Origin of the sequence: Roseobacter sp. GAI101 (assembly GCF_000156335.1) — a bacterium.
Classification (GTDB): domain Bacteria; phylum Pseudomonadota; class Alphaproteobacteria; order Rhodobacterales; family Rhodobacteraceae; genus Sulfitobacter.
On the sequence record NZ_DS999213.1, the window covers coordinates 1,553,135 to 1,568,094 of the forward strand.

At 59.5% G+C, this 14,960-nt stretch carries 9 protein-coding genes; 6 read left to right on the top strand and 3 right to left on the bottom strand.

Annotated features, from left to right (window positions below; all coding sequences use genetic code 11):
- Nucleotides 1–13: 13 nt before the first annotated feature.
- Nucleotides 14–3,484: an Ig-like domain-containing protein gene (locus RGAI101_RS07325; protein WP_037229213.1), complete on the bottom strand. Its 3,471-nt coding sequence runs from the start codon at nt 3,482–3,484 to the stop codon at nt 14–16.
- 381 nt (nt 3,485–3,865) lie between these two features.
- Between RGAI101_RS07325 and RGAI101_RS07330 the strand changes: the two genes are divergently transcribed.
- From RGAI101_RS07330 to RGAI101_RS07355, 6 genes are all read left to right on the top strand, one after another.
- Complete coding sequence (locus tag RGAI101_RS07330; RefSeq protein ID WP_008227181.1) at nt 3,866–5,860, top strand: CocE/NonD family hydrolase; 1,995 nt, start codon at nt 3,866–3,868, stop codon at nt 5,858–5,860.
- A 133-nt stretch (nt 5,861–5,993) separates the two neighbouring features.
- The gene (locus RGAI101_RS07335; protein ID WP_008225890.1) at nt 5,994–7,598 is read left to right on the top strand and encodes an ABC transporter substrate-binding protein; all 1,605 of its coding nucleotides are present in this window, start codon (nt 5,994–5,996) and stop codon (nt 7,596–7,598) included.
- A gap of 11 nt (nt 7,599–7,609) precedes the next feature.
- On the top strand, nt 7,610–8,566 hold the full coding sequence (locus RGAI101_RS07340) for an ABC transporter permease (RefSeq protein ID WP_008228649.1): 957 nt from the start codon (nt 7,610–7,612) through the stop codon (nt 8,564–8,566).
- A gap of 133 nt (nt 8,567–8,699) precedes the next feature.
- Complete coding sequence (locus tag RGAI101_RS07345; protein ID WP_008227204.1) at nt 8,700–9,515, top strand: ABC transporter permease; 816 nt, start codon at nt 8,700–8,702, stop codon at nt 9,513–9,515.
- Complete coding sequence (locus RGAI101_RS07350) at nt 9,512–11,149, top strand: ABC transporter ATP-binding protein (RefSeq protein ID WP_008225742.1); 1,638 nt, start codon at nt 9,512–9,514, stop codon at nt 11,147–11,149. The genes RGAI101_RS07345 and RGAI101_RS07350 overlap by 4 nt, the downstream gene beginning before the upstream one ends.
- A 77-nt stretch (nt 11,150–11,226) precedes the next feature.
- The gene (locus RGAI101_RS07355; protein WP_008228074.1) at nt 11,227–12,063 is read left to right on the top strand and encodes an alkaline phosphatase family protein; all 837 of its coding nucleotides are present in this window, start codon (nt 11,227–11,229) and stop codon (nt 12,061–12,063) included.
- Here the strand turns inward: RGAI101_RS07355 and RGAI101_RS07360 are convergent.
- Together RGAI101_RS07360 and RGAI101_RS07365 are read right to left on the bottom strand one after the other, a co-directional pair.
- Entirely contained in the window at nt 12,060–13,001 is a 942-nt protein-coding gene (locus RGAI101_RS07360; protein WP_008228276.1) for an alpha/beta hydrolase, read from the bottom strand. The two genes, RGAI101_RS07355 and RGAI101_RS07360, sit on opposite strands and share 4 nt — an antisense overlap.
- Nucleotides 12,998–14,875 carry an acyl-CoA synthetase gene (locus tag RGAI101_RS07365; protein ID WP_037227658.1) on the bottom strand — a complete coding sequence of 626 codons (1,878 nt, stop codon included), beginning with the start codon at nt 14,873–14,875 and terminating at the stop codon, nt 12,998–13,000. Before RGAI101_RS07365 ends, RGAI101_RS07360 begins: the two co-directional genes overlap by 4 nt.
- Nucleotides 14,876–14,960 lie beyond the last annotated feature (85 nt).

Sequence of the window (14,960 nt, forward strand, 5' to 3'; positions counted from 1 at the left end):
GCTGGTCCTGGTTTTAGATTACGACGTTGATGTCATCGTCGATCATCAAGGTACCTTCGGCCCCCAGTGTGTAGATGTCGTAGGTCTGGCCATCTTTGACTTCGGACCCGTCGCGCGTTGCTCCGGTGATCGTGACCGTATCGTCACTGTGACCGTTGATCACCAACGTGTTGGTATTGCTGGACAAGTTCACCAATGCGGCTTCGGTGATGGTCAGCTGAGCTTCTTCGGCGAATTGCAGATCAACGGTTTCGATGTTGAACTGGGCCAGGTTGGGGTTGGTCAGGCCCAGCTGTGTGTTCGCACTTTCGTCGTCCAGCGCCAGATAGGTGCCCGACGAATTGCCCGCGGCATCCGTGGCGGTCACGATCAGATCGGACCCGTCAGGAACGTCGGTGGTGAACAGAAAGTTACGCTCCCCGATCTGGTCGATATTGAAGCTGCTTGCTTCAACCTCTGAAATCGATCTGTCGGGATTGACCTGATGCACATCCAGCTGGTCCGGGCTGATCTCGGTCGAGATGCCGCGGATGCCGTCGCCGTCGCGGGTATAGGACGCAATGACGGGGCCGTCGGGGGCGTAGGTATCAATCGCCAGGGTGTCGCTGATCGACGCCATGTTGTCAGCGTGATCGGTGGCGGCGACCGAAATCTCGGCGTCATAGGTGCCCGGGCGGATTTCGGATGCAGGGACAGTGACGCTCCAGGTGCCATTGCCATCGACATCGGCAGCATAGGTGCGCCCGTCAAATGTGACCGTGACGGATGAACCGGCTTCGACCTGCCCGTTCAAGTCGATGCCTACAGCGGCTTCGCGCGCACTGACGATGCCGTCGCTGCCGCCGGCCTGGGCCATGTCAAGCGGATCAACCACGGTGTCGATCAGTACCTGATGGCTTGCGGTGGCCGTATTGCCGGCGCGGTCCGTCGCATCGACCTTGACGGTAACCGTCTCGGTGCCTTGGGGAACCTCAGCGGGGGCGAAGGTCACAGACCAGTTTCCATTGGCGTCAACAGTGCCGCCTGCGATGGCATTGCCCAACGAGATCACGACAGACGATCCGATTTCGGTCGTGCCGGTGACCAGCACGCCGCCATTGGCCAAACGCTCTGCGCCGCTGACGATGTCATCGCCTTCGACTGCGTTCAGCGCCAGATTGTCAACGCGGGTGTCGACCTGGACGCTGTCCTGTTCAAAACGGGTATTCCCGGCCGCATCGGTCGTTGTCGCAGTGATTTGCGCGGTGTAGACGCCCTGCGCCACTTCACCGGCTGCATAAAAGGACGTCCAGTTGCCGTTGCCGTCCGCGTGCACGGAATGCGTCACACCGGCAAGGGAAACTTCGACCAGGGCACCTGCATCAGCGGTCCCCGAGATTACAACACCATCGCTGCGTTCGGCAAAATTGACGACATCATCGCCCTCGATCGCATCGGAGTTGATGGTCAGCAGACCGGCTTCGGTATCGACAGCGACAGACTGCGAAATTGTTCTGGTGTTGCCCGCCGCGTCGGTGGCCGTGGCCGTCACAGAGGTGGCGTAGGTGCCCGCAGGAATGTCGGCGGACGCGAAAGTAACTGTCCAGTTGCCGTCAGTATCCACGATTGCGTCACGGGACGCATCGCCCATTCTGACCACGACTGACGATCCGGCTTCGACCTTGCCGGTCATCACGATGCCATCGCCTGCCTCGGGTCCGTTGATCGTCGCGTCAAAGCCACCGGCCTGATTGCCGAAGGACAGGCGGTTGACCAGCGTATCAATGCTGACCTCACCCTGCGCCGTCGAGGTGTTGCCAAAACTGTCGGTTGCCACCGCAATGACGGTGCCGGTGCTTTCCCCCATCGGAATTTCATTGGCGGCAAAATCGACGGTCCAGTCACCGTTTGCGTCTACTTTGGCGGGATGCGTGGCCGACCCGAAAGTGACGTCAACACTGGATCCCGGCTGTGTGGTGCCGGTCAGCGTGACACCCTCGGCGCGTTCCGCACCGTTGATCATGCCGTCGCCCGCGACTGTATCCTGCGATACGGAAACCTCGGAAACCGTGTCCACCACCAGCTTTTCGACGGTTGTGGTCGCATTGCCATAGCTGTCGGTGGTCTTGACGGTGATGTCTTTGACGTATTCGCCAGCAGGCAAGACCCCGGACTGCCAAGTCACGGACCAAGTCCCGTTTTCCGCAACAGTCGCGGTCCGCGTGAAGGTGTCGATGGTCAGTTCGACCTTGGCACCTGGTTCGCCCGTGCCGCTGATGGTGACGCCGCCGCCAAAGCTGTCGGCGTTATAGCTGTCGCCCGTGGATTGTGCGCCCGAGGTGATGGCGACCGACGGGGCCAGCGTATCCACCACAAGGGTGTCCGTTGTGGTGGTCGAGTTGCCATGTTGGTCGGTCGATTTGATCGTGACCTCTTGTTCGTATTCGCCACCGGCCAGTGTGCCGTTCTCGTATGTTACAGACCACGCCCCATCGTCGCCCACGGTCGTTACCTGCGTGACGCCGCCCACCGTGATTGAAATCGTCGATCCGGCTTCGCCCTGACCTTCGATCTTGACGCCCTGTTCAAAGGTTTCGGCGTTAAAGAAATCAGACGCGCTTTTGGTGCCTTCCGTCACGGTGGTGGTCGGGGCGGTCGTATCGATCACGAATGTCGGACCGTCCAGGGTCGTGGCGGTGTCGTCGGTCGTCACGTCGACAATGGCATCGTAGCTGCCATCGTCGGGGAAATTGTCGCCATCGAAAACGACTTCGAAGGTGCCGTCTTCGTCGATGACGGTTTCGACCGTCTTGTCGCCGATCGTAACGGTCACATCCGATCCCGGTTCGCCGCCGCCGGTAACAGTTACCGACTTCACGACGTCATCCCCGCCAACCGTGGCCGAGGAGTTTGCATCGTTCACGTAGGGGCCCGTCGCGGTCGCACCGCCCCCACCGCCACTGCCGCCGATGCCACCCACTACGGCCGCGCCGCCGACAACCGCCGCGGCGGCCGCAGCAGCACCGCCACCGCCCAGCAACCCTGCCCCCAGCAAAGGTGCCGCAAACATCGACACTTCGTCATCTTCGCTGCCGATGATGCCACCGTTGGCAGCGGCCATATCATTATGACCTAGATAGATCAGATCGTCAGAGGGGCTCCACTTACCCCATTCTTCCGTCGGGCCATATTGCGCAAAAAGGGTCCCGCCCTCGCCTTCGATAAAGCCCACCTCGTTCAGATAGCCATCCGACGAGATGTACAGCCGGTTGGGCGCACCGACGTCGTTAAAGTAGTTCTCGATCGTGATCACGGACCCGTCCGCCAGCGTCAGAACAAGGTCCTTGCCAACGCGCTGCTGACCCGCAAGGTCGGTCTGGCGCAAATTAAGCGAGATTTCCTGACCTGATGTTGCCTGAATGACGTGAAAGCTGGACCCATCGGCCACCACATCACGTTGCACTGCGCCCGCTTGATCGCGAACGACGAAATCTATCGTCTTCATAATATCACCGCTCTGCCCCGATGCCCGTTCTACGCGGATCATCTGGTTGGTTTAATTGACCGCCGCTCCGTTGATCGGATCGTGCAGCCGCCTGAAATTTCCCTTATGATGGGACGCAACCTTTTATTGTCTGGTAATGTACAAGTGGCGCAGACGAAAAGCCAAGTTATATTTCATTCCGCCCTACTGTTGCCGCATTCTTGGGTGCACGCGTGCCACAGTTGCGGTTTTCGGCTGGTAGCGATAACCATATTTAAGCGCGCAGCGGCCAATTATTGTTAGGTTTCGCGGACTTACAACCCTGACGGGATACCCGTTCAATGTCTATTTTCGCACGGCTGAATCGTTGACAACCGGCGGCTTGACGGCAAACCTTCGGCCATGAACACATCTTCAAACACCCCGCTCCCGCTGATCGAAGACCCTGATATGGGCATCACCATGTCCGATGGCTGCCGACTGTCCGCCCGCATTTGGCGGCCCGAAAACTCCGGCGATGTGCCGGTGCCCGTCATTCTGGAATACCTGCCCTACCGCAAGCGCGACGGGACCACGGCACGCGATGCGCTGACCCATCCGTGGTTCGCTGAACGCGGCTATGCCTGCGTGCGCGTCGACATGCGCGGAAATGGCGACAGTCAGGGGCTGATGGAGGACGAATATACCCCGCTTGAGCAATCCGATTGCATCGAGGTGATCAACTGGCTGGCCCAGCAGGACTGGTGCAACGGCAACGTCGGCATGATGGGGATCAGCTGGGGCGGCTTCAACGGCTTGCAGGTCGCAGCACATGGGCCTGAACCGTTGAAGGCGGTGATTACCCTGTGTTCCACCGTGGACCGGTTCGCCGATGACATCCATTACAAGGGTGGCTGCCTGTTGAACGAAAATCTGGGCTGGGGGGCGACGATGTGGGCCTATTCCAGCCGCGCGCCCGATCCCGCTTTGCGAGAGGACTGGCGCGAGATGTGGCTGGAGCGGCTCGAGGCCGAACCATTCCTGCCATCGCTCTGGCTGCGACACCAGTCGCGCGATGCCTATTGGCAGCAAGGGTCGGTGATCGAGGATTATAGCGCGATCAAGGCCAAGGTGCTGGCCGTCGGCGGTTGGGGAGATGCCTATAAAAACGCCGTTCCGCAAATTGTCGAGGCATTGCCGGGGGCAAAAGGCATTGTCGGGCCCTGGGTGCATAAATATCCGCATTTCGCCATTCCCGAACCGCGCATCGGCTTTTTGCAAGAGGCACTGCGCTGGTGGGACCGCTGGCTGAAAGACATCGACACCGGCGTTGAAGACGACCCGGATTACCGCGCCTATCTGATGGACGGCATGCGGCCCGCAACGTGGGTTCTGGAACGGCCCGGTCGCTGGATCGCCGAACCCACGGGGGCCACCACACACCTGCCGGTCGAGACGCTGCACCTGACCGACGCCGGGCTTTTGCCGCAAACGGCATCGCTGGACGCCACCGTAGCATCGCCTGCCCATTGCGGCGCAAGCGCTGGCGAATACTGTGCGATCTGGCTGGGGCCTGAAATGCCCGGTGACCAGCGCCAGGACGACGCGTTGTCCACGACTTTTGATACCGGGCCGCTGACCGAAAACATGGATATCGTCGGCGCGCCACGCATCACCTTGAAGCTGTCTTGCGACAAACCCCAAGGCCAGATCGCGGTCCGGCTGAACCACGTCCACCCCGACGGGTCCAGCGCCCGCATCACCTATGGTGTATTGAACCTGAGCCACCGCAACAGTGCCCAGAACCCTACGGCCATGGAGCCCGGCAAGACAGAAGAGATCAGCTTTGATCTGGATCACATCGCCTACCGCGTACCGGCGGGGCACAGTTTGCGGGTGTCAATTTCGACCGCCTATTGGCCGTTGATCTGGCCCACACCGGAAACCGCGACGCTATCGCTTTCATCCGGTCAGATCGCCCTGCCCCAGCGGCCCACCACAGGGGGCGACGAATACACCTTTGCGCCGCCCACCGCAGCGGCCCCATGGGAAACGGAAACCCTGCGCCCCGAAAACCACATCCGGCGGCAGGAAATCGATATGGTGACAGGTAACGTGTCGCTGGTGATCGAAGATGATTTCGGCAAGGTAAAAGATAGCGACCACGGCCTGATCAACGGATCAATCGCGCGCGAACGCTGGACGATAAACCCCGACGATCCACTAAGCGCCACGGGCGTGTGTCACTGGACCGAAGAACTCGAGCGCGACGGCATCAGCCTGCGCACGGAGACTCATTCGAAAATGTGGTCGGATGCGACCACATTCTACCTGACCGCCCGGCTGGAGGCCTATGAAAACGGTGCATTGATTTACGAACGCGACGTCGAGGATGGCATTCCACGACACTTCATGTAATAAAACCGACGCAATCACCGAGCTATTAAGTCTTGCGACACAAACGGAAATGCTTAACGTTGTGTCATCAGTCAATAAAAACCACGGCGCAAAGTCGTGGATAAATCACGCACCAATCAGGGAGACACGATCAATGGATGATCAACTAAAACACATGACAGGCCAAGTAGCCAAAGGTACAATGACGCGCCGCGAATTCGTTGGCCGCGCTGCTGCCTTGGGTGTTACGGCTGCCGTCGCCAACTCGATGCTGGCCAACAATGCCCAGGCTGCCGCGCACGAGGCTCCGATTCGCGGTGGCTCTCTCAAGATCGGGTCGTCGGGCGGTGAATCCACCAATACGCTTGATCCGGCCCTGACCGCATCCGAAGTGCCACTGGACAACCTGCGCCACCTGTATGAAACGCTGGTCGAAGTCGACCCCAGCGGCTCTGTCGAACCCCGCATGGCCGAAAGCTATGAAGCGTCCGCAGACGCGAAGACATGGGCGTTCAAGATCCGCAAGGGCATCCAGTTCCACAATGGCAAGGACATGACCCCCGAAGACGTGCTGATGACCATGCAGCGCCACTCGGATGAAAACAGCCAGTCGGGTGCCTTGGGCATCATGCGCGGCATTTCAGACATGAAGGTCGATGGCGACAACTTCATCGTCGAACTCGAAGTCGGCAACGCTGACCTTCCCTATCTGATGGCCGACTACCACCTGATGATCCAGCCCGGCGGCGGCATCGACAATCCCGGTGCGGGTATCGGTACGGGCCCCTACACGCTTGAAGTCGACGAACCCGGCGTGCGCCACGGCTTTACCCGCAACGAAAACTACTGGGATGCCGACAACCGCGGCTTTACCGACTATAACGAAGTGCTGGTTCTGAACGACGCAACTGCGCGTACCGCAGCGTTGCAATCGGGTCAGGTCAACATGATCAACCGCGTCGACCCCAAGGTTGCGGCCCTGCTGGACCGTGCGCCGAACCTGAGCGTTAAATCCGTTTCCGGTCGTGGCCACTATGTGTTCATCGCCCACATCGACACGGCACCGTTTGACAACAACGACCTGCGTCTGGCGCTGAAATATGCGATCAACCGCGAAGAGATGGTCGACAAGATCCTGCGCGGCTACGGTTCCATCGGGAACGACATGCCGATCAACGGATCCTATCCGCTGTTTGACGAATCCATTCCGCAGCGCGAGCATTCCATCGAGATGGCGAAAGAACATTACGCCAAATCCGGTCACGATGGCAGCCCGATCATCCTGCGCGTCGCCGATGGTGCCTTCCCCGGTGCCGTGGATGCCGCGTCGCTGTTCCTCGAATCCGCCAAAGCCGCTGGTATCCCGCTGGAAATCAAGCGCGAGCCTAACGATGGCTACTGGTCCGAAGTCTGGAACAAGCAGCCGTTCTGTGCCTCTTACTGGGGTGGCCGTCCGGTGCAGGACCAGATGTATTCGACAGCCTATCTGTCGACCGCAGACTGGAACGACACCCGTTGGAAGCGCCCTGAATTCGACGCGATGCTGCTTGAGGCACGTGCCGAACTGGACGAAGCCAAGCGCAAGGAAATCTACTCCAAGATGGGCATGATGATCCGCGACGAAGGCGGCTTGATCCTGCCGATGTTCAACGACTTCGTCGATGGTGTCGCCAATAACGTCGGTGGCTGGATCGAAGACCCGAATGCGGAGCTGATGAACAACAAAGCGCCGATCAAATGCTGGGTCAAAGACGCGTAAGGGTACCATAGATGCACCCGATATTGAAACTGATCGCCCAACGCTTAGCGTTGGGCCTTCTTCTCCTTTTTGCCGCATCGATCCTGATCTTCGTCGGCACGTCGATTTTGCCCGGTGACGTGGCACAATCCATATTAGGCCAGTCCGCCACGCCCGAAGCGTTGGCGAACATGCGCCGCGAACTTGGACTGAACGATCCCGCCATCACCCGCTATTTCTCATGGCTGGGCGGCGTGTTGCAGGGCGATCTGGGCACTGCCCTGACCAATGGCCGCGACATCGCGGAAAGCCTTGGCGGGCGTCTGAAAAACACACTTTTCCTTGCCTTCTGGGCAGCCGCAATTTCGGTCCCGTTGGCGATCTTCCTGGGGCTTCTGGCAGTACGTTACAAAGACCGCTGGCCTGACAAGCTGATCTCGGCTGTGACGCTGACCACGATATCCATCCCCGAATTCATGATCGGCTACGTGTTGGTCTATTGGGTCGCGATCAAGTGGCGCATGTTTCCGTCAGTGTCGATCATCAACGACAGCATGACCCTTGGGGCCAAGCTGAACGCGATTGCCATTCCCGTCATGGTGCTGACGCTTGTGGTGCTGGCGCATATGATGCGCATGACCCGCGCCGCGATCCTGAACGTGATGCAATCAGCTTACATTGAGACGGCCGAACTGAAAGGTCTCGGCATGCTCAAGATCATTCGCACACATGCCTTCCCGAACGCCATCGCGCCCATCGTCAACGTGGTGATGCTGAACCTTGCCTATCTGGTGGTCGGCGTCGTCGTGGTCGAGGTCGTGTTCGCCTATCCCGGCATGGGTCAGTATCTGGTCGACCATGTCAGCAAACGTGACGTGCCTGTGGTACAGGCTTGCGGCCTGATCTTTGCCGCCGTCTATATCGGCCTGAACCTGATTGCGGACATCGTGTCGATCCTTGCCAATCCAAGGTTGAGGCATCCCAAATGAGGTCAGCGTATTTCCCCCCGAAGAAATGCGCTGCGCGCGACCAAGCATCCTTTTGCGAAAAAGACGCTGACCGACGCCCGGTCGCCGTATCGCCACTCAGTCCCAAAACCCTGCCATCGAAAGGGTTTCGCCCATGAAAAACATTCCCATCTCTGCCATGATCGGCCTGTTCTTTACCGGCATTTACTTCCTCATGGCCGTCTTCGCACCGTGGATTGCACCTTATGGCATGGCCGAAGTCGTCGGCGACGTCTGGGAGCCGTCCTCAAGTGAGTTCCTTCTGGGTACTGACAGCATTGGCCGCGACCTGCTGAGCCGCATGATCTATGGCGGGCAAACCACGATATTCATCGCCACAGCGGCCACGATCCTCAGCTTCACGCTGGGGTCCGTCATGGGGTTTTTCGCTGCGGTTTCAGGCGGCTGGGTGGATCAGGCGCTGTCGCGTTTCGTCGATCTGATCATGTCGATCCCGTCCCTGATCTTTGCACTGGTCGTCTTGTCGGTCATGCCGACGACTGTGCCGATCCTGATCATCCTGATGGGCCTGCTGGACAGCACCCGCGTGTTCCGTCTGGCGCGCGCTGTCGCGGTGGACATCACCGTGATGGATTATGTCGAAGCCGCCCGCCTGCGTGGCGAGAAGATCGGCTGGATCATCTTTCGCGAAACCCTGCCCAATGCGCTGTCCCCACTGGTGGCTGAAATGGGCCTGCGGTTTATCTTTGCGGTGCTGTTCGTCTCGACCCTGTCGTTCCTTGGACTGGGCGTGCAACCGCCACAGGCCGACTGGGGTGGCATCGTGAAAGAGAACAAGGAAGGCATCAACTACGGCATCCAGGCGGCGCTCTATCCCGCCTATGCAATCGCGACGCTTTGCATCTCGATCAACCTTGTTGCGGACTGGATCCTGAACCGCACCACATCGCTGAAAGGGGGCCGGGGATGACCGAACCATTGCTTAAGGTACGCGGGCTGAAAATCGGCGCGACGGCCTATCCGCCCGGTGAAAAGCCCGTTGCGATCAAGATCGTACATGGCGTGGATTTTGATCTGGAGGCCGGCAAGGTGCTGGGCCTGATCGGTGAATCCGGTGCCGGCAAATCCACCATCGGTTTGGCGGCCATGGCCTACGGCCGTGGCGGTGTTGAAATCACCGGCGGTGAAGTCTGGGTCAACGGGCGTGATATCCTCAAGGAAAACCTGCGCAACCTGCGCCGTCTGCGCGGGGCCGAGGTCACCTATGTCTCGCAATCCGCTGCGGCGTCGTTCAACCCCGCCAAAAAGATCATGGAGCAGGTGACCGAAGCGGCCATTTTCCAGAATAAGTTCACCAAGGCCGAGGCCGAAGCCCGCGCGGTTGACCTGTTTCGCAAACTGGGCCTGCCCAACCCCGAAACCATCGGCAACCGCTATCCGCATCAGGTGTCCGGTGGTCAGCTGCAACGCTGCATGACGGCGCTGGCCCTGTGCCCGGAACCCGATCTGGTGGTGTTTGACGAACCGACCACCGCGCTGGACGTGACCACGCAGATCGACGTGCTTGCCGCGATCAAGGAAGCGATTGCAGCAACAGGTGTGGCCGCACTTTATATCACCCACGATTTGGCTGTCGTCGCACAGGTCAGCGACCACATCATGGTGCTGCAACAAGGCGACATGGTGGAATACGGCACCGTCGACCAGATCATCAACAACCCGCAAGAGGAATACACACAGGCGCTGGTGTCCGTCCGGTCGATCCGCCACGAGGAAAAGACCCCGTCCGACAATCCCGTGCTGCGGGTGGAAAACGTGACCGCCCGCTACAAGGGCACCAATTTCGACGTGCTGAAAAACATCAATGTCGACATCCATCCCGGCCAGACCTTGGCGGTGGTCGGTGAATCCGGTTCCGGCAAATCGACGCTGGCCCGCGTGATCACCGGCCTGCTGCCCCCCAGTGACGGCCAGATCACCTTTGACGGACGGACGTTGAACCCCGAACTGGCAACCCGGCCCATCGAGGACCTGCGTGAAATGCAGATGATCTATCAAATGGCCGACACCGCGATGAATCCGCGCCAGACGGTGGGCACCATCATCGGTCGGCCGTTGGAGTTCTATTTCGGGCTGAAAGGCAAAGCCAAGCAGCAGCGCATTCAGGAATTGCTGGACGAAATCGAATTGGGACAAGGATTTCAGGACCGCTATCCGGCAGAGCTTTCGGGCGGTCAGAAACAACGTGTCTGCATTGCGCGCGCCCTTGCGGCCAAGCCCAAGCTGATCATCTGCGACGAGGTCACCTCGGCGCTAGATCCCCTGGTGGCAGATGGCATTCTCAAGCTGTTGCTGAACCTGCAAAAGATCGAGGATGTCGCCTATCTGTTCATCACCCACGATCTGGCGACGGTGCGGGCCATCGCCGATAGCATCGCCGTGATGTATCAAGGCAAAGTCGTGCGCTACGGGCCGAAAAGTGAGGTCCTGTCGCCACCGTTCGATGCCTACACCGACTTGCTGCTCAGCTCTGTTCCGGAAATGAAAATCGGCTGGCTTGAAGAAACCATCGAAAACCGCCGTATGGAAAGCGCCGGGAATTAGGGACACCGGATTTTTCGAAAGATCCGGACCGGAAAATTCGACTTTTCCGGCCAGCCCCGCAAATGTAGGACCAGAACATGGACAAGAAACTGCTGTTGATCATTCTCGACGGTGTGCCCTATCGCAACTTCCGCCGTCTGTTCGGCAATCTTGAAGGTTGGGTCGACAGCGGCGATGCCCGTGTCTGGACACAGCGCGCCGTGCTGCCGTCAATCTCTGCCTCGTGCTATGCCTCGATCCATACCGGCGTGGCCCCCGCCGAACATGGCTGCACCGGCAACGGCAACGTCTTTCGGCTGAAGCACAAGGATGTGTTTTCGCAGGTTCGCGAAGCGCAGGGTATCACGGGGGCCGTGGCGCATTCATTCTGGTCCGAATTCTTCAACCGCCACCCCTTCGATTATGTTCGCGACATCGAATATGACGAACCCGACAGCGACACGATCAACCACGGGCGTTTCCACACGATGACGGGATATGGCCTGATCAACCAGATGACCCCGTCGGACGCGGATCTGTTCGGCACGCTGACCAATCTGGCGGGCCGTTTCGGGTTGAACTACGGCATGCTGCACACCTGCACGTTGGACAGCATGGGACACCGGTTTTTCCACGATTGCCAAGAGATGGACCATGCATGCGCCGTCATGGACGAGATGCTGGCCCCTTTCATCCCCCGGTGGCGCGCGATGGGCTACGAGGTCATCGTGACTGCAGATCATGGGCAAGACGACCGTGGCCACCACGGCGGGCGCAGCGCGCTGCAACAGGAAACCGCGTTGTACTATTTCGGGGATGCCGATGGCCCGTCAGAGGATACGGTGATCGATCAGTTGCAGCTTGCACCGACCATTCTTGGCCGGCTCGGGGCCCCGGTTGCCGACACCATGAAAGCGAAATCGTTCCTAAGCTAGGGGCGTGTCGCAGGCCATTCCCCAGCCCCCAAACGGCTGATCGCATCAACGACCCGATCAAAGAACGCAGCCGCCCTGCGTGACATCACGCGGGCGCGCAGACAGCCATGGACCAGCCCCGCCTCTTCGACCCAGACCGCCTGTCCGCAAGCGGCCAGAATGGCATCGCGGTAGGCTTCTCCGTCGCTGGACAATGGATCACATTCAGCCGTGATCATGACGCTCGGCGGCAGTCCGGCGAAATCCGTATCTTGCAGCGGCGCGTATCGCGGATCATCCTTTGGCGGTTCCCCGCCGGAACGCACCTGCTGATAGAATTCCATATCCGCAACAGTCAGTTGGGGCGCATTGGCGTGACGAAGATAGCTGCCTTGCGTCCGATCGCCCCCAAGCCCCGGATAGATCAGCAGCTGCCCCTTGATGCGCCCGTCAACGCGGCCGCGGGCATGGTGAGCGACAGCGGCAGCCAGATTCCCCCCCGCGCTATCTCCGGCCAACACAATGTCACCTGAATAGGTCTTGGCGATGTTTTCGAACGCGCTGTAGGCATCGTTGAAACAGCCGGGAAAAACGACTTCGGGTGCCAGCCCGTAATCGACGGAGATTACGCGGTATCCGGTGCGTGCACAGATTTCGGCGCAGACGTCATCATGGCTTTCCAGACCACCGACAACGAACCCGCCCCCGTGATAATACACGACCGTCACATCCGATGCGACGACCTCGTAACGCCGGCATGGGACGCCGCCAAATGGAGCGTCCCATGTCTGCACCCCGTCAGGGTGGGGTTGGTGAAAGGCAGCGCACATCTTGTTGTAGACCGCGCGCTGGTCTTCGATTGTCAGCCCGACGGCGTCCGGCGGATAGAATTCATCGGACCGTTTCATGTAGGCCCGGATTTCATCATCCAGCAGGACACCATAGTCGGGATCGCTCATGCTGCGTCCCAGCCAAAGGTGAACACATCCAGCACGCCGCCGACATCTTCCTTGGATGCGCCGTTCAGGGTGACCTGCGCCACCAGTCCACGCTTTTTATCGTCGACCACCGACGTGACCCGCGCAGCAGAGCCCGATGCCTCCAGCGCTTCGTTATAGATGCGGGTGATCGCCATCTTGCGCAGATCCGGCTTGAAGATCTTGCCAACGGCCGTCTTGGGCAGTTCGGGCATGATCGTCAGGTGCTTGGGCTGTGCGGCGCGTTCGTGTACCTTTTTCTTGCAGAACTCGAGCAGTTCCTCTTCGGTCACCGACGCCCCGCCGACCAGTTCGACAAAGGCACATGGCACCTCGCCCGCGTGGGCATCGGGCTGGCCGATCGCGCCCGCGAAGGCAACGGCGTTATGGCCCAGAAGCGCCTCTTCGATCTCGGCGGGGTCGATGTTGTGGCCGCCGCGAATGATCAGATCCTTGGCGCGACCGGTGATCCAGAGATAGTTATCCGCATCAATGCGCCCCAAATCGCCAGTGCGCAGATATTTATCGAAATAGTAAAGGTCCTTGTTCTTGTCGGCCTCGGTATAGGTGTGTCCCGCATAGACGCCGGGGTTCGAGACGCAGATTTCACCGATCTCGTCGATGCCCGCTTCGACGGGGCCGCCGTCGGTGCCTTTGATGATCTTCACATCGGTATAGGGGAAGGTGATGCCGATGCTGCCGACCTTTTTCACACCATCCGTGGGGTTGCAGGACACCAGACAGGTGGCTTCGGTCAGGCCGTAGCCTTCTACCAAAGTGATGCCCGTCGCCTCTTCGAAGCGGCGGAACAATTCGAGCGGCAAAGGCGCAGACCCAGAAAACGCCGTCTTCACGGTCGAGATATCCGCATCAATCGGGCGTTGCATCTTGGCCGAGATCGCCGTGGGCACCGTGATGATAAAGGTGACCTTCCAGCGTTCCACCAGCTTCCAGAAGTTGTCGAATACGCCCTCGCCCCGGTAGCCTTGGGGGGTGGGGAATATCACATGCGCTCCGGACGCGACCGCAGCCATCAGGATCACATGGCAGGCAAAGACATGGAACAACGGCAGCGGGCACATGATGTTGTCGTCTTCGGTATAAAGCAGCGTGTGCCCTAGCCAGCCGTTATAGATCATGCCCGAATATTTGTGCTGCGCGACCTTGGGCATGCCCGTGGTGCCGCCGGTGTGGAAGTAGAAAGCCACGCGATCTTCCTGAGGGTCGTCAAAGGTCAGGTCGGTGGGCTGCTTTGAAATCGCCGTGTTGAAGTTTTGATAGGCCGCCTGGTTGGTGACCGTCAGCTTGGGCCGGATCAACGGGACGATCCACGACTTGGGCGCGGTCAGGTAACGGCACAGGTCCACTTCGAGCACGTGTTTGACATTGGGGGCCAGCTTGACTGCGGCGGCGGCTTTTTCGGCCACGTCCGTCTTGGGGAAAGGCCGCAAGGTCACGACGACCTTGGCGTTCGTTTCCCGCAGGATCGATCCGATCTGTTCGGCGTCAAGCAGCGGGTTGATGGGGTTCGCAATACCGGCAACCGCACCGCCCAGCAAGGTGATGACCGTTTCGTTACAGTTGGGCAGAACATAGGCCACGACATCCGTCGGTCCGACGCCAAGCGAGCGGAACAGATTTGCCGCGCGTCCGACCTGCCCGCGCAGTTGCGCCCAGTTCAGCGTCTCGGCGTGGTCCTTCACGCCGGAAAAAAGCTGGTAGCTGATCGCCTCGTGGCTTGGGAATTTATCCGCCGTATTGCTCAGCAGGCCCCAAAGCGTCTTGGCGACGTTGCGGTCTTCCCACGGCATTTCCGCTTCGATTGCATTACGGTCTTCTATCCCGGCAAATGTCATAATCTTCCTCCCCTCGGGTGCGGTTTGCCCACATCCCGTTTCTTCCCTGCCTGTAAGGATGATGGCTAAACGCAAGTTTCGCAAG